The organism is Pantoea sp. GCM10028869, assembly GCF_042666835.1.
In the GTDB taxonomy this organism is placed as follows: Bacteria; Pseudomonadota; Gammaproteobacteria; order Enterobacterales; family Enterobacteriaceae; genus Pantoea; species Pantoea leporis.
The window spans coordinates 715,604-734,208 of the sequence record NZ_JBHTGO010000002.1 but is presented as its reverse complement, the minus strand read 5'-3'; the positions used below and the strand labels follow the sequence as shown (position 1 = coordinate 734,208).

14 protein-coding genes are annotated in these 18,605 nt (G+C 56.4%); 6 read left to right on the top strand and 8 right to left on the bottom strand.

Annotated elements, in window-relative coordinates; translation table 11 throughout:
- The first annotated feature begins 9 nt into the window (after positions 1-9).
- Positions 10-261, top strand: a complete 252-nt coding sequence (locus ACFQW4_RS07765) for a hypothetical protein (RefSeq protein ID WP_101760749.1) — start codon at positions 10-12, stop codon at positions 259-261.
- A 5-nt stretch (positions 262-266) separates the two neighbouring features.
- Here the strand turns inward: ACFQW4_RS07765 and ACFQW4_RS07760 are convergent, their stop codons facing one another.
- From ACFQW4_RS07760 to ACFQW4_RS07750, 3 genes are all read right to left on the bottom strand, one after another.
- Positions 267-1,826, bottom strand: coding sequence for a diguanylate cyclase (locus ACFQW4_RS07760; protein ID WP_377724671.1), 1,560 nt, complete (start codon positions 1,824-1,826; stop codon positions 267-269).
- Between the two features lie 270 nt (positions 1,827-2,096).
- The gene (katE, locus tag ACFQW4_RS07755) at positions 2,097-4,361 is read right to left on the bottom strand and encodes a catalase HPII (RefSeq protein WP_377724669.1); all 2,265 of its coding nucleotides are present in this window, start codon (positions 4,359-4,361) and stop codon (positions 2,097-2,099) included.
- 269 nt (positions 4,362-4,630) lie between these two features.
- A complete protein-coding gene (locus ACFQW4_RS07750; protein WP_101760752.1) occupies positions 4,631-5,764 on the bottom strand; it encodes a glutathione-independent formaldehyde dehydrogenase in 1,134 nt (377 codons plus the stop codon).
- A gap of 222 nt (positions 5,765-5,986) precedes the next feature.
- Here ACFQW4_RS07750 and ACFQW4_RS07745 point away from each other — a divergent pair, with 222 nt between their 5' ends.
- Both ACFQW4_RS07745 and ACFQW4_RS07740 read left to right on the top strand, forming a co-directional pair.
- Complete coding sequence (locus tag ACFQW4_RS07745) at positions 5,987-6,379, top strand: YgiW/YdeI family stress tolerance OB fold protein (protein WP_101760753.1); 393 nt, start codon at positions 5,987-5,989, stop codon at positions 6,377-6,379.
- Between the two features lie 190 nt (positions 6,380-6,569).
- Entirely contained in the window at positions 6,570-7,184 is a 615-nt protein-coding gene (locus ACFQW4_RS07740; RefSeq protein ID WP_377724666.1) for a response regulator transcription factor, read from the top strand.
- Between the two features lie 66 nt (positions 7,185-7,250).
- Here ACFQW4_RS07740 and ACFQW4_RS07735 read toward each other — a convergent pair whose 3' ends face one another.
- From ACFQW4_RS07735 to ACFQW4_RS07715, 5 genes are read right to left on the bottom strand one after another with little or no spacing between them, the layout of a single operon-like run.
- The gene (locus ACFQW4_RS07735) at positions 7,251-12,812 is read right to left on the bottom strand and encodes an AAA family ATPase (RefSeq protein ID WP_377724664.1); all 5,562 of its coding nucleotides are present in this window, start codon (positions 12,810-12,812) and stop codon (positions 7,251-7,253) included.
- On the bottom strand, positions 12,809-13,195 hold the full coding sequence (locus tag ACFQW4_RS07730) for a response regulator (RefSeq protein WP_377724662.1): 387 nt from the start codon (positions 13,193-13,195) through the stop codon (positions 12,809-12,811). Before ACFQW4_RS07730 ends, ACFQW4_RS07735 begins: the two co-directional genes overlap by 4 nt.
- A gap of 41 nt (positions 13,196-13,236) precedes the next feature.
- Positions 13,237-13,488 carry a XapX domain-containing protein gene (locus ACFQW4_RS07725; protein ID WP_110865979.1) on the bottom strand — a complete coding sequence of 84 codons (252 nt, stop codon included), beginning with the start codon at positions 13,486-13,488 and terminating at the stop codon, positions 13,237-13,239.
- Between the two features lie 2 nt (positions 13,489-13,490).
- The gene (locus tag ACFQW4_RS07720) at positions 13,491-13,733 is read right to left on the bottom strand and encodes a DUF1427 family protein (protein WP_377724660.1); all 243 of its coding nucleotides are present in this window, start codon (positions 13,731-13,733) and stop codon (positions 13,491-13,493) included.
- Positions 13,734-13,788: 55 nt separating this feature from the next.
- The gene (locus ACFQW4_RS07715) at positions 13,789-14,481 is read right to left on the bottom strand and encodes a hydrolase (protein WP_101760759.1); all 693 of its coding nucleotides are present in this window, start codon (positions 14,479-14,481) and stop codon (positions 13,789-13,791) included.
- Positions 14,482-14,677: 196 nt separating this feature from the next.
- Here ACFQW4_RS07715 and ACFQW4_RS07710 point away from each other — a divergent pair, with 196 nt between their 5' ends.
- Genes ACFQW4_RS07710 through ACFQW4_RS07700 form a run of 3 tightly spaced genes read left to right on the top strand, consistent with a single transcriptional unit; the run spans position 14,678 to position 18,590 of the window.
- Positions 14,678-16,555 (top strand): amidohydrolase, encoded by a 1,878-nt coding sequence (locus ACFQW4_RS07710; protein ID WP_377724656.1) that lies wholly within the window; start codon positions 14,678-14,680, stop codon positions 16,553-16,555.
- A gap of 3 nt (positions 16,556-16,558) precedes the next feature.
- Positions 16,559-16,978 carry a DoxX family protein gene (locus ACFQW4_RS07705; protein ID WP_110865976.1) on the top strand — a complete coding sequence of 140 codons (420 nt, stop codon included), beginning with the start codon at positions 16,559-16,561 and terminating at the stop codon, positions 16,976-16,978.
- The gene (locus ACFQW4_RS07700; RefSeq protein ID WP_280172718.1) at positions 16,965-18,590 is read left to right on the top strand and encodes an MFS transporter; all 1,626 of its coding nucleotides are present in this window, start codon (positions 16,965-16,967) and stop codon (positions 18,588-18,590) included. Before ACFQW4_RS07705 ends, ACFQW4_RS07700 begins: the two co-directional genes overlap by 14 nt.
- The last annotated feature ends 15 nt before the right edge of the window (positions 18,591-18,605 follow it).

Below are 18,605 nucleotides of genomic sequence, written 5' to 3'. Positions count from 1 at the left end.
GGAGAACCTATGTCGAATGAAGAACGCGTAAACGAGCTGGAAGCAACGGTAAACCAGCTGCAGATTGAAGTCGCTGCCTTGCGCGAGTTAATGATTAAGCAGGTGGCGGTAAATAACATCACCTTCAAAGGGAAATATGATGAGGTGATTATTCAACTGGCGAAAGAATATGAAGAGCGCGGCTTAGAGGACGAAAGGAATAGCCAGATGCACGAGGCGCTGCGTCAATATATCAAATACCAGCTGCCCGCCGTGGAATAAGCCAATTACGCTTGCGATTCATCTATATTAATCCCTTTCACATCATCACGCCCTTCACGCTTTGCCCGGTACAAGGCGTGATCGGCGTACTCCAGCAGTTTTACCGCACTGAGGGTGGCAGACGTCGCAGTGGTGGCGCAGCCGGCACTGATCGTCACCCGCCCTTTGGGCGAAGAAATATGCGCAAGCTGCCTGATGCGCACCGCCTCAACCACCCGATGCGCAATCGTCATGCCCTCATCGAATGGGGTATCAGGCAGGATCAGCGCAAACTCCTCGCCGCCATAGCGCGCGGCGATATCGGAGCGCCGCGCAACCACGGCAGCTAATACTTCACCGATCGCTTTCAGGCACTTATCCCCGGCGATATGGCCGTAAGTGTCGTTGTAATGCTTGAAGAAATCGATATCCATCATGATCAGCGTGAGCGGTTTACCGCTGGCGGCGGCGTGGGCCAGCGCTTGATGCAGGAAACGATCAAACTCCCTTCGATTCGCCAAACCGGTTAAACCATCAACGTGCGCGAGTTGATTCAGGGCGAGGTTGGCGCTGTGCAGTTCGTCGCGCAGCTGAGTCAATTCCTGCTGATAGCGCAACACGCTACGCGCCTGACGCAGCTGGAAGACGCCGAGCAGCAAGATGGTCAGCAGCAGGATAATGCTGAGCAGAATATCCTGCGCCCGACGGTTAACCCACACATGGAACAGATCGTCACTGTTGTAACCGGCGGCGACGATAATCGGATAGCGATCGGAACGCGCAAAACCAAAGATCCGCGCCTGACCATCCAGCACCGATTTCCACTGCCCGCTGCCGCGATCCATTTTCGCCAGCATTTCCTGAAACAACGGGCTGGCTGAAAGATTTTTGCCGATGTAACTGTCAGGCATCGGACGCGCGTACAGCACCGTGCTGTCAGCCAGCATCAACACCAGCACATCGCGCGCACCGAGCTCGTAATAGCTGTAGAAGCGACGGAAAAAATCGACCTTGATGGTGGCCAGCAGCACGCCCTTAAAGCCACCGCTGGCATCACTGACGCGCAGGGAAACGGGGATGACCAAATCACCGGTGCTGCGGCTGTTGATCACCGGGCCGATATGCACGCTGTTGCGCCGGTTATGGCGCTGAAAAGTGAAGTATTCACGATCGGAATTATTGATATTGTTGGGTGCGCGTTGGGCGGAGGTGGCGATCCACTTGCCATCTTGATCGTAGTAGAACAAGCCGTGTAACTGCGGTAAGCGGCGCTGTAATTCGCGCATGGTATTACTCAGGTCAGCGCCCTGAATGCGTGTTGCCAGCTGTAGCTGCAGATCACGCTGTACCTGACGCAGCGACAGCTCGGTCTGCAGGAAGGTGTCTTCCGCCTGACGCGATTGTGATAACGCCAGATTCATCGCGGATTCCTGGGTCTGACGCACTGTCGCCAGCCAGTCTTCACGCAAGGTCCAGATACTCATACTGGCTACGATGATCAACAGCAGCAGTCCAGAGAGCACAATGCTTTTCAGTAAACCGCCGTCAGAAGAAACCGGCTTATCCATTTTTCTTTTAAACTGCATGTTGTCCTCTGTCTTCCCCACCAACAGAGTTAAGCAGGTAAACCACGCATCAGTGGACGAATACGGTTATTTTTCGGTCCATCGATAACTCCTATGACCAGTTGCGAAATATTACTGTAGTCTGGTTGCACCACATTGAGTGGCAGCAACACACAGTACGCGTTTACACGATCACTTCGGTATGCATATCGACCAGCCCGCTACGAGCGGGCTTTTTTTTGCCTAAGATGCAGGGAAAACGGGGCGGAGCAATCAACTCCGCTCCGCGCATTAGGCTGCGACGGTCAGCGCTTTTTTGCTGCGCGACCAGACACGATGGGATGCCATGACAGAGAGGAAATCCGCCATAAAGGTGCCCTCGGCTTTCACATCTTCCACCAGCCCTTCCTCGGCCTCGTTGTCCTGCACGTTGAACTGCGCCTTAAACCGGCGTGCATCACCGCTCAGACCGATGGCTTTGAGATGCTTGTAGGCTTCCAGCAGGAAGTAGCGTGCATCACCGCTCAGCAGCAACGCATCGATATTGCCATCCGGCACAATCACCGCATCAAAGGTCAGCGAAGGAAGACCGGTAAAGGTGGCATCAACCGGCAGCACCGATCCATCATCCGCCAGCACTTGTCCCATATGCGCTGCCAGAATTTTGGCATGCACGCCCTGCGCTTTCAGCGCCTGCAGAATCGCCAGCACGTCGGCGGCTTTCACACCGTCACTCAGCAGTAACGCCACCTGACGGCCTTTGATATCGCCGCTCGGTTTTGCATACAGACTCAGGCTGTCATCTTTTTTCAGGCCGTTGACATCTTTCGGCGGAACGGTGTTGAGCTGCTCATCACTCAGCTTCAGCCCCAGATTGGTGGCCACAGCCTGCGCCAGCGTGACGTCAATCTGCAGCAGATGATCGACCACGCGTTCGCGGATGTAAGGACGCGCTACCTTGCTAAGCTCAAACGAATAAGCGCCGATGATATGCTGCTGCTCTTCCGCCGTCTGGCTCAGCCAAAACAGCCGTGGCTGCGAGTAATATTCGCCAAACGATGGGCTACGCTCGCGCACCTTGCTGCCTTCCACCCGCTCCTGATAGCTCTCGAATCCGCCCTCTTTTGCCGCTGGCGGCACTTCACGTGGCCAGTTGTTGTTGATGGAGTTCGGTTCGTAGTTGGCCGGATTGGTATCGATTTCCGTGCGATGCATGCCCTGACGCTGGAAATTGTGGTACGGGCAAACCGGACGGTTGATCGGGATCTCATGGAAGTTCGGCCCACCCAAGCGGCTGATTTGCGTATCGGTGTAGGAGAACAAACGGCCCTGCAACAGCGGATCGTTGGTGAAGTCCAGCCCCGGCACAATGTGGCCCGGATGGAACGCCACCTGTTCGGTCTCGGCAAAGAAGTTGTCCGGATTACGGTTGAGCACCATTTTGCCGACCAGTTCGACCGGCACCAGCTCTTCAGGGATCAGTTTGGTGGCATCGAGAATGTCGAAATCGAATTTGAACTCGTCCTCTTCCGGGATCAGCTGCAGGCCGAGCTCATATTCCGGGAAGTCACCGGCTTCAATCGCTTCCCACAGATCGCGACGATGGAAATCGGGATCGCGGCCGGTCAGCTTCTGCGCTTCATCCCACAGCAGCGAGGCTTTGCCCGCCACCGGCTTCCAGTGGAAACGCACGAAGGTGGCTCTACCCTCAGCGTTAATCAGGCGGAAAGTATGGATGCCAAAGCCTTCCATGGTGCGGTAGCTGCGCGGAATACCGCGATCCGACATCGCCCAGATGACGTTATGCAGCGTTTCAGGTTGCAGCGACACATAATCCCAGAAGGTGTCGTGCGCGCTCTGCCCCTGCGGGATTTCGTTGTGCGGCTCGGGTTTCACCGCATGCACGAAGTCCGGGAATTTATGCGCATCCTGAATGAAAAACACTGGCGTGTTGTTGCCGACTAAATCAAAAACGCCCTCATCGGTATAGAACTTGGTGGCGAATCCACGGATATCGCGCACGGTGTCAGCCGATCCTGCGCCACCCTGCACGGTGGAGAAACGCACGAAGACGGGTGTGATTTTTTCAGCATCGCTGAGGAAACCTGCTTTGGTCAGTTTTTCCAGCGAGCGGTAGGGCTGGAAATAGCCGTGCGCCGCCGAACCGCGCGCATGAACGATACGCTCAGGAATGCGTTCGTGGTCAAAATGCGTGATTTTTTCACGCATGATGAAGTCTTCAAGCAACGTGGGCCCGCGCGAACCGGCACGCAGCGAGTTCTGATCGTTGGCGATGCGGGTGCCCTGATTAGTGGTCAGGTCGGCGTTTTCGCCATTTTTGCGGTACTCATCGAGCTGCTCAAGTTTGCTGTTTTGCGTGGCGGGCGCTTTCAGGCTGCCGGGCGCGGTAGGCTGCTTGCCCGGCGGCGTCGGTTCAGCGGCAGGTTTATGTCCACCGCCTTGCGGTGCTAAATCACCTAATCCTGGCTCAGAGGTTTCTGGCCCTTTATGCGGCGCGGTATGGGTTAAATTCTGTTCTTTTTTATCTTTCGACATGTGACATGCTCCTCCAGTTAAGACCCTATTAACTGTAGAGCATAAAAACATTTATATTTCGTCTGGTTTAGAAATGATGTTTAAAGAGATTAATGAGGAGAATGTAAAGCGAGGATATTTTAACCGAAAGGTAGCTTTAATGGTTTATTAATAAGATTAATCCTGATAAATACCGTTGCGCTTTATTCTAATTATTTTCGCACCCTCCACAGGGTCGCCATTAATGGCGACCAAAAATATCATGCGGCATAACAGGCGCTATGAATGCGTTAAGGTTTCAAAATCACCTTGGTCCAGCCCGCATCACGATCGTCGAAATGGCGGTACGCTTCGGGGCCTTCGGCCAGCGACAGTCGATGAGAAATAATGCTCGCCGGATGCGCTTTGTCGGTGGCAATCAATCGCGCTAGCTGGCGGTTATAGGCTTTGACGTTGGCCTGGCCGGTACGGATCGACTGCCCTTTAAACCAGAAGCTGCCGAAATCGAACGGCATTTTACCCACTTTGGCTAACTCGCTGGCCGCGCCGGGATCCTGCGGGATAAACACGCCCACCACGCCAATGCCGCCGGTGGCTTTGGTGGAGGCGACCAGGCTGTTCATGGTGGCGCTGTTATCTTCGTGTCCATGCTGATTACAACATTGATAACCCACGCATTCACAACCGCAATCCGTGCCGCGTCCATCCGTCAGATCAAGGATTTGCTGCACCGCTGCGTCGCCCACGGCATTGATGCCCGTTGCGCCCATCTGCTCCGCCAGCGCCAGGCGATCGGGGTGCGTATCCACCACAAACACCTGCGACGCGCCTTTGATGATCGCCGAATGCGCGGCCATCAAGCCTACCGGGCCCGCACCGTAGATGGCGACGCTATCGCCCGGTCGCAGGCCTGCCAACTCGGTTGCATGCCAGCCGGTGGGGAAAATGTCTGACAGCATCACATAATCTTCCTCTTTCTCCACCGCATCCGGTGGCAGCAGCAAACAGTTAAAATCGGCAAACGGCACGCGCAGCAGCTCGGCCTGGCCACCTTCCCACTCACCCATTTCAGCAAAACCGTAGGCCGCACCTGCGGTGCCGGGGTTGGCGGTCAGACAGAAACCGGTTAACCCTCTCTCACAATTTTCACAGAAACCACAGCCGACGTTGAACGGCATACATACGTAATCGCCAACCTTAAGTCGCTCGACGCCACTCCCCACCTCCACCACTTCGCCAAGGTTTTCATGACCAAAGATGCGCCCCTGTTCAAAGCTGGTGCGCCCCTCGTACATATGTAAATCGGAACCGCAAATATTGGTGGTGGTAATACGAATAAGCGCATCGGTAGGACGCACAATTTTTGCATCAGGAACATTTTTAACCGAGACATCAAAAGGCCCGTTATAGACGATAGCTTTCATGATTTATTTTCCTGAGTGGCTAGCACTCTTAATTAGAATGAGAAGATAAGCACGGCGCTAATTTAACGTCGCGCTTAGCCAAAGAAATAAAAACCGCGTCTACATACCCTGGCATAAATAAGTCAGTTGTGCTTTTTTCAATTACCGCTGCGTTTGTCGTGCAGTCGCGCATATTTGTGCCAGACTTAACACCGTGTCAGCAGGAAAATCTATGGAGAGCGTATGAAACAGGTTGTTTTAGCTTCAGTAATCATGATGTTCAGCGTTGGCGTGAGCGCAGCGGAAGGCGGATACCAATCAGGTGAAACAGCACCGCCGCAGAAGAATCAGGATGCCGGTTATAAAGGATCGGAAGACACCGCACAAACCCCGATTTCACGTATTCGTGATTTCCGTCAGGGCGGCTATGTCACGCTCGAAGGCCATATTATTGAAAAGCTGAAAGGTGATAGCTACAAATTCCGCGATGATACCGGCACGATTATCATTAATGCTGAGAAACCGGCCTTCAAAGAGAAAACCTATTCAGCCAGTGATAAAGTCCGCGTCAGTGGAAAAGTGTATGGGCGTGGCGAACAAACCACCTTGAGGGTATCGCGAATTGAAGAACCTTAAGGTTACGCATTTATTACCTTAAGAATAGCGGGTGAGTGCATGGCTTTTCATCCTCACCCTTTTTAGGCCTGACAGCGCAGTAGATAATCACATTCACATATACGTTTTTCGCCATTCCTTCAGCACTATTTTGTGGGTATATTAGCGCGCATGTAGTGAATAGAATTCGTAAGAGTCTGAATGAGTTTTTATGGATAGAACGATTTATATTGTTGACGATGACCCCGCTGTCATCAACGCGCTGCAAAATCTTCTGAGCTCAGAAGGCTACCTGATTTCGACCTTTACCTCCCCCGCTGAATTTTTACATCAGCCGCATTACCGCACCCCGAGCTGTTTAATTGTCGATATGAATATGCCGGGCCTCGACGGCTTTGATGTCTCGCAGGATCTCACCGCACGCGGATACACCATTCCCACCATTTTCCTCACCGGCTTTGGCACCATTCCTCTGACGGTTCGCGCGATGAAGGCCGGCGCCTTTGAGTTTCTCACCAAGCCGGTGATGCCGGATGACCTGATACAAGTGGTATCCGCTGCCATGGCGCTGGCCGAAAAAAGCGCAGCACTTGCACAGGAAAGAGTTATCCTCACCGGGCGTTATCACTCTTTAACGCCACGGGAAATGGAATTGATGCTGCTTGTCATTCGCGGTTTATTAAATAAGCAGATTGCCGCCGAAATGGGCATCAGTGAAATTACGGCAAAAGTGCATAAACGCCGCGTAATGGAAAAAATGGCGGTGCGTTCAGTATCAGAATTAGTCAGAGCTGCTGAGAAACTTCATTTACTGCAAGATGAATAAGGCGCGCGTTATAGTGATAACGGTCCGATTTTCCTGCCGCGAAATAGCGCGGGAGGATCAGATAAACTATTTCCCCAGATTTAATGGCAGGGTAAAGCTAAATACGCTGCCACCCTGTGGGCGGTTTTCCGCACTCAGCACACCACCATGACGTTTGATGATTTCATTACTGATGGTCAGGCCCATTCCCATTCCTTCCGCTTTGGTGGTGTAGAAAGAGTCGAATATCTTGCCGATAACCTCTGCCGATAATCCGCTGCCGTTGTCGGCCACCTCTATACGAATATGATTCGCGTCAGGATTGCAGGATGAGAGCCGCAGGATACGCGCTCCGGCATTATCCGCCATCGCCTCAATGGCATTAATCACCAGATTCAGCAGCACCTGCTGAATCTGTACGCGCTCGCAAAACACCTCATCCCATGGCGCTTGAATATCCAGTTCAAGTGCCACCGAGCGGCGCTCAAGTTCCAGACGCGACAAGGTTAAAATATCGCGCGCCAGCAGATGCAGCCTGGCCGATGCATACTCCGCGACATTATTGCGCGTTAGTGACTGCAGGCCGCGAATAATTTCGCCAGCGCGCCGCCCTTCGTTAATGATCTCCTCAATGCTTTCACTGGCTTTCTCCAGCTGAGCCGGATCGCGTTTCAACCAGCGCAGGCTGGCGCCAGCATTGGCCACAATCGACATCAGCGGCTGATTGATTTCATGGGCGATCGATGAGGTCAGCTGTCCTACCGTGGTGGCGCGCGCCACGCGAGCCAGCTCGGCCTGGGCAATTCTGGCGGCATCTTCGGACTGACGCTGCGCGGTGATATCCGTCAGCGTGCCGAAATATTCGGCGACATCCGGCCAGTTCTCCACCGGCTCACCAATGCCTTTGATATAACGGCATTCGCCGTCATCACGGATGATACGAAATTCAGCCTGCATGCTCACGCCATGCGCCACGCTGGATTCAATTAGCGCTTTCAGGCACTGAAGATCGTCTGGATGCACCCGCCGCTGAAACTCGGCCATCGAGGTGCTCACCTGCCCGGCGGGCAGCCCCATGATGCGTTTATATTCGTCCGATATCAGCTGGATATCCGGCTCAAGATGCCAGTGCCAGGTACCGGTATTACTGATTTTTTCACCCAGCATCAGGGAGGTCTGGCTGGCACGCAGCTGTTTTTCAATTTTCCGCCGCTGGATGTTCTCCTCCACCAGCTCGGCATACAGCCGCGCCGTTTCCAGAGAAACCGCAGCCTGCGCGCCTAACATCGAGACAATGCGCGAGTGCTCCGCGGTGAAAACATCCGGCATCAGCCGGTTTTCCAGATAGAGCACGCCCACCATTTGCGCCTGGCGGAACATCGGCACACACATCACTGCCGCGCCAGAGGCAACCAGATAGTTATCCTGACTAAACGGGCTAAACACTTCCGGCCGACCGGTACGGATTTCCTGTCCGGTGCGGATCACCGCCGAGAGAATCGACAGCGGCAAATCGGTCGCCACCGGCAGTTCATTAACGATTTTGACTCTGACGCCTTCCACCGTGGAGGAGGCGCGCGCCTGAATTTCCGGCACATTGCCGTCGATGAGGCGGATCAAAATACAGTGCTGCGCGCCGGCGCGCTCCACCAACATCATCATCAAAATATGGATCAGCCGATCAAGATTGATCTCTTCGGTCAATGCGCGCATCGCCGTGACCAGGCTTTGCAGGTCGCTGATCACCGCGCTCTGCTCAAAGGTCACGGTGTTTAACGCGCTCTGCGGCGGGTGCGCCGCCAGATGCGGATAGTGCATTTCAAGCTGACGCACCTTGGCGCCCGCGCCCCAGCGATCCCAGGCGGCAAGCGCGCCTTTGATGTAACCCTCGGCGGCGAACGCCATGCCGCGCGCACTGGCGCAGCGCGCAGCCAGTTCGCATGCCAGAGCGTTGATCGGATGAAACTGCCCTTTGCGCGACAGCTCAATGGCTTTTTCAAACTGCTCCAGCGCCGCGCCGCTGTTATCCTCCAGCCTGAGCAGTTCGGCGCGCAGCAGCGCCTCTTTGTCGGCGAAGGTGCCGGGGTTCTCCGTTGCCCAGGTGATGATTCTTTCAAGATGGCGCTGCAGTTGCTGCCGCTGCGTGGCATCAAGCTCATTCGGTTGCAGCGGTATGCTGAGTGAAAGCGCGCTGTAGAGATGGAAATCCAGCATATGCACATGGCCGGGAATCACGTCTGTGAGCGGTGCGGCGTCGCTGAACTGGCACTGGGCGGCGGCATACTCACCGGCAAAGAAGTGCGCCATGCCTTTATACAGCCGCGTCCAGAACTGCATCAAAAACAGCGGTTCAATGGCGTATTCGGGTTGCACCACATTTAGCGCGGGCGCTTGGAAATCATCGCCGGACAAGGTCTCACCGGCTGGCTTACGCAGGAACATCACGTAATCCAGCTGCATGCCGAGTATCACTTCCACATCGTGATACTGCGCTTTGCGCACATAGACCATGCCGCGCATGATCGAAGTATGCACGCCATCAAGATGGTCACCTCGCGCCAGGCAATTCATGGTGAGATGACGCAGCGCCAGACACGCCGACGTGCGATCGCCGATATCAACCGCCACATCAAAGGTCGCTTTAGCGCACTCGATGGCGTAACTGAGCGGCATGGTCCAGACGCTCACCTGATCCAGCGGCATCAGCGTGCGCGCTTTGTAGCTAACGAAGTCGTGCTTATACACCAGCTCGCGGGCCAGCAGCGCGCTGGCAAATCCTCGGCTGTATTCGTTGAACTGATCGCCACACACCACGCCGTACCAGGCAAGCGCCAGCGTGGAGGCACCGCTAATGCCCTTCTCCATCGTCAGATGCAGAAGTTTGCACAGGATAATGAACTGCAGCCGTGGGCTGATAAAAGCGGCGAAGGTGCTGGCGCTGGCCATCAAATTCATCACCGCTTCGGTTTTATGGCAGGTCACTCGCGCCAGGGAACGGAAGCGCGTGTAGGGATTTTTGCCAACCTCTTTTTTCAACCGTTGCCTGGCGACATCGCACTCGGCTTTATCCGGATAGCGCTGCAGATGAATGTCAAACACCGCCAGCCAGGCCAGCGCGGTTTCCAGCGCCAGCTGGCTGTCGGACTGACGCATATGAATTTCAGCAATTAGCGTCGCCGCTTCGGCTTTATCGGTGACCGCACCGGGCGTGGCGAGAATCTCAGAGCTCAACGCCAGCGCGCCCGATAAGTTGCCGTTTAAAAACTCACACTCCGCTTGCTCAAACAAAAACGGGCCGCTCTCCTCCGCGCCTGACGCTGCGTTGAGCGCTCGGGCAGCGTGTAAGAAACGCAGCGCGGAAGCGTAATCGCCCATAATTTTCGCGCGTCGGGTGGCGTTTAATAACAGCAGACTAAACGCAGCGGCATCAGGCGCTAAAAGTGCGCGGTTTTGCAGCGTGATGGTGTGATGCGCGGCACTGAACAGCAGCGCATGCGCATTATCCTGGCGCGCGGCCTGCATGTAATAGCGCGCAGCGGCAAAGTGAAAATCATCTTTTGCCGCCGACGAAAGCAACTTCAGCGCGGCCTCATGCATGCTGTCATGCATAAAGGTGTAGCTGTGATCGGTCAGCGAGATCAGCCGGGCCTCAGCCGCAGGGCGCAGCGTGGCGCGAAGGGCGCTAAGCGCCGTATCGAGGATGCCGGCCAACACCGGCAGATCGCCGCTACTGCCGATGCAGGCCAATCGGCCCAGCAGCTGGCGCAGCGGCAGCGCGAGCAACTGCAGCTGTTGCAGCACGCTGGCGGCAACGTTCGCGGTGTAATGGCAGTTTCTCAACGCGTGCGGATTGTAGGTCCATTTATGGGATGCAGCGTGTGTGATGTGGTGATCGCGCACCGCCTGGCGGTAAAACTCACGCGTGGCGAGCGGATTCCCGGCGGTTTTTTCATGGATGATCTGCGCCAGCTCGGTGGTCTCCGCGCTGCGCGTGTGAAAAATGCCGCCCAGCCAGCTGGCGATATTTTTCACCGACAGCGGCTCGGGCGTAATATCCACAATGCGCGTGGCCGCCGCACGAATGCGATCCAGGCTGGCGACCACCGTCGGACAGGGCAACGAGGCGCGATCGCGATGAGAAATCACCAGCAATAAGGGAATATCGTCGCTGGAGCGCAGCAAATTCTGTAGCAGCTGCAAGGTCGCCTGATCGGCCCAGTGCACGTCATCAATCAGCAGGATCAGCGGCCGCCCCGGCACCGTAAAGGCTTTCACCAAGCTGCAGGCCACCAGATTCAGGCGATTGCGTGCATCTAACGAGCGCGCATCCGCCTGCACGCTGGCTTTGTGGTTGAGCAGGATGCCCAGTTCGGGCACCAGATTAACGGCCAGCCCTACATAATTCCCCAGTTGGCGCGCAATGTGTGTTTTCCAGCGCGCCAGCTCTTCGGCGGGCAACCCGAGCAGATGCAGCGTCAGCGATCGAAACGCCGAGGTAAATACCGCGTAGGGCAAAATGGGCGAGTGCTGGTCGGCTTTGGTCACCGTCAGCAGCGCGTTTTTTTCCCGCAGGATTTTAAGCGCCGAGGCCATCAGCGCCGATTTTCCGGCACCGGACGCGCCGCTAATCGCCACCATGCAGTGTTTCCCGCTGCTGCACACCTCATCAAACGCCGCCAGCATCTCGCTGGCCTGAGCATGGTCGCTGTACAGCACATCGGATAACAGCGTTGTGGTTGGCACATCCTGTAAGCCCAGCGCGAAGGATTCAACTACGCCGTCAGGCATCAGGTTGGATTCACAGCGGCGCAGATCGGCCAGCACGCCTTCGACGGTTTGATAACGCTGCTCCGGCGATTTGGTTAGCAGGCGTAAAATGAGGGATGAGAGTACCAGCGGCACATCTTTGCGCAGCCGGTGCGGCGGCAGCGCTTCGGAGGCAATGTGATGGTGCACCCATTCAGCCGCGCCCCCTTCAGCGCTGCCATAGGGAAGCTTGCCGGTGAGTAATTCGTAAAGCACGATGCCCAGACTGTAGAGATCGCTGACCCGGCTGACCGCGTGCGCGGTGCGCGAGGTATGCTCGGGCGACATGTAGGCCAGCGTGCCGCCGGTCACAGAGGCGCGCAGCGGCTGCTGTGAGTCCGCTTCGATAAACGCCAGGCCAAAGCCGCCCAGCACCACGTCGCCTTGATCGGTAAAGAAGAAATTGGCCGGTTTGATGTCGCCGTGCACCAAACCTTGCTGATGCAGCTTGCTGAGCGCATTACACAGCAGCACGGCGCAGCTGATGAACTTCTGAATTTTACCCGCTGGCAGGCGCAGATAATCCGCCAGGGTTTGGTAGCGAAACGCGGGATAAATCAGGGCGTAGCGCCCCTGATATAACGTGTGGCGCAGCGGTTTTAGCGCCCAGCTTTCTGCTAATAAGGCGCGCAGCGCATACTCATTTTTCAGCAGTTGCGTTACCGGAAACTCCGCCTCTTCGGCCGCAGCCGTGGCCAGCACGAAGCGTTCATCGGAGATCGGGTGACGGCATTCGATCCACTCAACCTGCCCTTCCTGCGCCAGCGGGGTGAAAACGATGTCATCCGCCAGCACCAGCGCCGCGTCATCCGCGATATTTAACGACAGGAAAAGCGTGCTCATTGGCGCGCTGCCTGGGAGGAAAACGCCAAACGGATATGTTCAAACAGCAGGTCGATATCAATGGGCTTTCGCATAAAGGTGATCGCGCCTAAATTGATGGCATACCAGAGCATATTCTCATCACCATTGCCGGAGATGATAATTCCGGGTGGGTTCTCGCGACGCTGTACCAGCGCACGGAACAACTCAAAGCCCGACATGCCTTTGAGCTCAACATCAATAATAAATAGCGCAGCGTCATTTAGCGCCGTCTCGTCCGCTAATAGCGCTTCAGCCGACTCAAATGCCTGCGTTGCGTAACCTTCCGACTGAAGCAGATTGCTCAAACCACTGCGAACCGATCGTTCATCATCAACAACGACAATGCGCTGCGACAGCTGCATGCTGTGTTCCTTAATTATTATTCACTGCCTGCGGCGCGTCCTCAGGAGGTTTTGTCACTCGATGGCGGCGTGCCGCTGATTTTAGGCACACACTCATGACGAAACCAGGCCAGCGTGACCGGTTGACGGTTTATCAGGCGCTTACACAGCGGGATAATCTGTTCGCCGACCAGCATACCAAACAGACCAAGCAGCGCAATCACGGGCGGCGCTGGGGAATTGACGTCGATAACGGCATAAATGATGCCGACTAAAATACCGACCGAGAGCGATATCGCATAGGTTTTCAGCATGTTCAACCCGCCTGTTTTGCGGTGAGCATGGCGGGAGGTAGCGGCCTGTCAGCGGCCATCGCGCGTGAGGTTTTATCGACGGGCGCTACGGGATGCGTCAATTTTCCACCCAGCGAACTGCCCACAATCATGCCCAGCAAGCCCACCAGCGCCACGGCGGGCGGCGCCGGCGATCGCACGTTGAGCAAGGCGTAAATCAGGCCGATAAACACACCCGTCGCCAGAGAAATCAGTAAAGGACTCACCGGTCCTCCTTGAAAAAAGAAAGGCGAGCCCGTAAGCGCTCGCCTGGGTGACGATTTAGCGAACGGGCGCAGCAACCGGTGCCAGCGTGCGATGCTCGCTCTTCTGACGCGATGGCGCTTTGTGCACCATGGTGTAAGCGTAATCAACGCCGATGCCGTAAGCACCGGAGTGCTCTTTCGCGATATCCATCACCGCGTTGTAGGTCTCTTTGTGTGCCCAGTCGCGCTGCCACTCCAGCATCACCTGCTGCCAGGTCACCGGGATCACGCCCGCCTGAATCATGCGCTGCATGGCATAGTCGTGCGCTTCTTTGGTGGTGCCGCCGGAGGCGTCAGCCACCATGTAGATCTCATAGTCGCCTTCCAGCATGGCGCACAGCGCGAAGGTGTTGTTACACACTTCGGTCCACAGACCGGAAACCACAATTTTCTTCTTACCGTTGGCCGCCAGCGCATCACGCACTTTCTGGTCATCCCACGAGTTCATCGAGGTACGCTCAAGAATGTCCTGGCCGGGGAACACATCCAGCAGCTCCGGGAAGGTGTTACCTGAGAAGCTCTCGGTCTCCACCGTGGTCAGTACGGTAGGAATGTTGAACACCTTCGCCGCTTTTGCCAACGCGACCACGTTATTTTTCAATACCTGACGGTCGATGGACTGCACGCCAAATGCCATTTGCGGCTGCTGGTCAATGAAGATGATCTGGCAGTTGTGCGGCGTCAGTACTTCTAATTTACTGGTTGTCATTTTTGTATGCCCATTGAGGTGAATGTCTGGGCGCAGTGTAAGAACCTTTGGGCACACGAACCATTATCTATAGGTATAACTATACGAAGGTATACCTATCCTTTTGTATAACTAGACGCTTTCCGCACCGCCTGAACATAATCCCACCCAGTATTTCACCTGCGAAATTGGCAGGACCTCTTATTCAGGAGCTTTTATGGTTACGTTAGGCAAAGCAGACATCATTTTGACCAATGGGCGATTTCATACTGTCGATCGCGGCAACCCAATTGCCGAGGCCGTGGCGATGCGCGATGGCAAATTTCTCGAAGTGGGCAGCCTGGCCGACGTGATGCAGCATCACTGCGAAGGCACCAAAGTGATTGACCTCAAAGGCCATACCGCCATTCCCGGCCTGAATGATTCCCACCTGCACCTGATCCGCGGGGGCCTGAATTACAACCTCGAACTGCGCTGGGAAGGCGTGCCCTCGATCGCCGATGCGTTGCGGATGCTGAGAGAACAGGCGCTGCGCACGCCGTCACCCCAGTGGGTGCGCGTGGTAGGCGGCTGGACCGAGTTTCAGTTTGCCGAGCGTCGCATGCCGACGCTGGATGAGATCAACGAAGCCGCGCCCGATACGCCGGTGTTTATCCTGCATCTGTACGATCGCGCCCTGCTCAACCGCGCCGCGTTGAAGGTCGTCGGCTACACCAAAGACACGCCCAATCCGCCGGGCGGCGAGATCCAGCGTGACAGCAATGGCAACCCGACCGGCATGCTGATTGCGCGCCCGAACGCCATGATCCTTTACGCCACGCTGGCGAAAGGGCCAAAACTGCCGCTGGAGCAGCAGGTCAATTCCACCCGCCAGTTTATGCGCGAGTTGAACCGTCTGGGCCTGACCAGCGCGATTGATGCAGGCGGCGGTTTCCAGAACTATCCCGAAGATTACGAAGTCATTGCCGAGCTGCATGAGAAAAAGCAGATGACGCTGCGTATCGCCTACAACCTGTTTACCCAACGTCCGGGCCACGAGCTGGAAGATTTCGAGAAGTGGACCGACATGCTGACGCCGGGCCAGGGCAGCGACTATTTCCGTCACAACGGTGCCGGTGAAATGCTGGTGTTTTCCGCCGCCGATTTTGAAGATTTCCTCGAACCGCGTCCGGATTTGGCGCCCGGCATGGAAGATGAGCTGGAGCGTGTGGTGCGTCATCTGGTAGAACATCGCTGGCCGTTCCGCCTGCACGCCACTTACGATGAATCGATCAGCCGCATGCTGGATGTGTTTGAAAAAGTGAACCGCGACATTCCGTTCAACGGCCTGCACTGGTTCTTCGATCACGCCGAAACCGTGACGCAGCGTAACCTTGACCGCATCAAAGAGCTGGGCGGCGGCATTGCCGTACAGCATCGCATGGCGTTCCAGGGCGAGTACTTTGCCGAGCGTTACGGCATTGAGGCCACTCGCCATACACCGCCGGTGGCGCGCATGCTGGAGACCGGCGTGCCGGTGGGTTTAGGAACCGATGCGACGCGCGTGGCCAGTTATAACCCGTGGACCGCGCTTTACTGGCTGGTCTCGGGACGCACCGTGGGCGGCATTCAGATGTACGACGTCAACGCGCGCCTCGATCGTGATACGGCGCTGATGTTGTGGACGCAGGGCAGCGCCTGGTTCTCCAGCGAGCAAGGTAAAAAAGGTCAGATTAAAAGCGGTCAGCTGGCCGATATGGTGGTGCTGAGCAAAGACTACTTCAGCGTGCCTGAAGAGGAGATCAAAGGCATTGAGTCGGTGCTGACGGTGGTGGACGGAAATATCGTTTATGCCGCAGGCGCTTTCAGCTCGGAAGCGCCGCCCCTCATTCCGGTGCTGCCGGAGTGGTCGCCGGTGGTCAAGGTTTCCGGCCACTATCGCAGCGCGCCGCCTGGCGCCACCACACGCGTGGGCATGATGCAGCAAGCGCATCACTGCAGCGGCCCGTGCGGCGTGCACACACACTCCCATGAGATTGCGCGCGGCGCCAACCTGCCGGTTTCGGAAGAGAACGCCTTCTGGGGCGCGCTCGGCTGCAGCTGCTTCGCCTTCTAAACCATGAAACATTCACTCTCACAGCCGCCTCGCATTGATGCGGGGCTGTTCTTCCTGCGCCTTACCGGCTGCCTGCTGTTGTTGCACGTGCACGGCTTGCCGAAGGTGTTCCACTTCAGTGAAGAACTGACGCGTATCGAGGATCCCTTTGGCCTGGGTGCCTATTTCAGCCTGCTGGCGGCGATCGTTGCTGAAGTGGTCTGCCCGCTGTTTATCCTGCTCGGCGTGTTTACCCGCCTCGCCTGCCTGCCGATTATCGGCGTGCTGCTGGTGGCGATGCTGTTCGTCCATCCCAACTGGAGCATAGCGGAAGGACAGTTTGGCTGGCTGCTGCTGATCATTTTCACCACGCTGGCGCTGACCGGCCCCGGTCGCTGGCGCGTGTTTGGCGGCGTTTCGGAGGTTGTTCATGGCGCAGGTTAATGACATTCATGACATCCCCGAGGCGGATCTGCCGCCCGTTTCGCAGACGGTTTCACCATGGCAGCCGCTGCGTCAGCGCGTGTTCCGCATGCTGTGGATCGCTACCGTGGTATCCAATGTCGGTTCATGGATGAACGACGTAGGCGTTAACTGGACCATGCTGACACTGAGCGCCGATCCGCTCTCGGTGGCGCTGGTGCAGGCCGCCAGCAGCTTACCGATGTTTCTGTTTGCACTGCCGTCTGGCGTGATGGCGGATATCGTTGACCGGCGTAAATACCTGCTGTTCTCGCAAATCTGGGTGTTTATTGCCGCCGCGAGCCTGACATTCCTTTCCTGGGCAGACCTGGTCACACCGATGGTGCTGCTGATTGCGGCGTTCCTGCTGAGTACCGGCGCGGCCATGAGTTCTCCGCCCTTCCAGGCCATCGTGCCGGATTTGGTCAGTAAGGAGGAGCTCGGCCCGGCGATTGCGCTCAACTCGCTCGGCATAAACATCAGTCGCGCTATCGGCCCGGCGCTCGGCGGCCTGATTCTGTCGTTTGCCGGTCCGTGGATGGTGTTTCTGCTGAATGCGCTTTCGGTACTCGGCGTGTTTCTGGTGCTGTATGTGTGGCAAGCACAGCCCAGCGTGCAGCGTTTGCCGCCGGAGCACTTCTTCCCGGCGGTGCGTGCCGGCGTGCGCTATGTGCATGCTGCGCCGGTACTGCGCAATGTGCTGGTGCGCACCATCGCTTTCTTTGTGTTTGGCAGTGCCGGTTGGGCGCTGTTACCGCTGGTGGCTCGACGCGAACTGGGCCTCGGGCCTGGCGGCTACGGCATTATGCTGGGTTGCATCGGCATTGGCGCGATTTGCGGCGCGCTGCTGTTGCCGCGTATGCGCAAACGCTTTAATCCCGATCAGCTGATGGTGCTGGCGAGCCTGATGTTTGCCATCACTCTGCTGGCGCTGGCGTTTATTCGTCACCTCTGGTTGCTGAATGCGTTCGAGTTCTTTACCGGCTTTGCGTGGATTGCCGTGCTTTCCACCCTCAATCTTGGCGCGCAGCGCAGTGCCGCCAAATGGGTGAAAGCCCGGGCGCTGGCGGTCTATCTGACGGTGTTTTTTGGCTCGATGACGTTAGGCAGCGCCATTTGGGGACAGCTGGCATCGACATTCAGCATTCCATTGTCACTGACTGTCGCCACTGTCGGCATGCTGCTGGCGAGCCTGACGGTGCTGCGCTGGCGGCTGGATCAGGATCCGGATCTGAACCTCGACCTCAGCACGGTCAGCGATCCCTTGCCCGAGCTGGAGATTCGTCACGATCGCGGGCCGGTGATGGTCAGCTATCATTATCAGATCAACCGCAGTGATGCGCATGCCTTTGCGGTGTGCATGCAGGATATGCGTCGCGTCAGACGGCGTGGCGGCGCGCTGAACTGGTCTCTGTATGAGGACATGCTGCAACCCGACATGTTTGTCGAGACCTTTGTGGTTGGCTCATGGATGGAGCATCTGCGTCAGCGCGAGCGCTACACCATGAACGATCAAAAGATTCAGAACCGCGTGCTGGCATTCCATCAAGGCACGGAACTTCCGGAAATTCGTTATCTCGTGGCGCCTGAATAAGGCGCTCTCATTCAT

What these genes read in the sequence shown, in the direction of transcription:
- ACFQW4_RS07705 (WP_110865976.1), top strand. Translation starts at nt 16,559, where the DNA reads ATGAAACATTCACTCTCACAGCCGCCTCGCATTGATGCGGGGCTGTTC.
- ACFQW4_RS07750 (WP_101760752.1), bottom strand. Translation starts at nt 5,764, where the DNA reads ATGAAAGCTATCGTCTATAACGGGCCTTTTGATGTCTCGGTTAAAAAT.
- ACFQW4_RS07715 (WP_101760759.1), bottom strand. Translation starts at nt 14,481, where the DNA reads ATGACAACCAGTAAATTAGAAGTACTGACGCCGCACAACTGCCAGATC.
- ACFQW4_RS07730 (WP_377724662.1), bottom strand. Translation starts at nt 13,195, where the DNA reads ATGCAGCTGTCGCAGCGCATTGTCGTTGTTGATGATGAACGATCGGTT.
- katE (WP_377724669.1), bottom strand. Translation starts at nt 4,361, where the DNA reads ATGTCGAAAGATAAAAAAGAACAGAATTTAACCCATACCGCGCCGCAT.
- ACFQW4_RS07725 (WP_110865979.1), bottom strand. Translation starts at nt 13,488, where the DNA reads ATGCTGAAAACCTATGCGATATCGCTCTCGGTCGGTATTTTAGTCGGC.
- ACFQW4_RS07740 (WP_377724666.1), top strand. Translation starts at nt 6,570, where the DNA reads ATGGATAGAACGATTTATATTGTTGACGATGACCCCGCTGTCATCAAC.
- ACFQW4_RS07735 (WP_377724664.1), bottom strand. Translation starts at nt 12,812, where the DNA reads ATGAGCACGCTTTTCCTGTCGTTAAATATCGCGGATGACGCGGCGCTG.
- ACFQW4_RS07700 (WP_280172718.1), top strand. Translation starts at nt 16,965, where the DNA reads ATGGCGCAGGTTAATGACATTCATGACATCCCCGAGGCGGATCTGCCG.
- ACFQW4_RS07765 (WP_101760749.1), top strand. Translation starts at nt 10, where the DNA reads ATGTCGAATGAAGAACGCGTAAACGAGCTGGAAGCAACGGTAAACCAG.
- ACFQW4_RS07745 (WP_101760753.1), top strand. Translation starts at nt 5,987, where the DNA reads ATGAAACAGGTTGTTTTAGCTTCAGTAATCATGATGTTCAGCGTTGGC.
- ACFQW4_RS07760 (WP_377724671.1), bottom strand. Translation starts at nt 1,826, where the DNA reads ATGCAGTTTAAAAGAAAAATGGATAAGCCGGTTTCTTCTGACGGCGGT.
- ACFQW4_RS07710 (WP_377724656.1), top strand. Translation starts at nt 14,678, where the DNA reads ATGGTTACGTTAGGCAAAGCAGACATCATTTTGACCAATGGGCGATTT.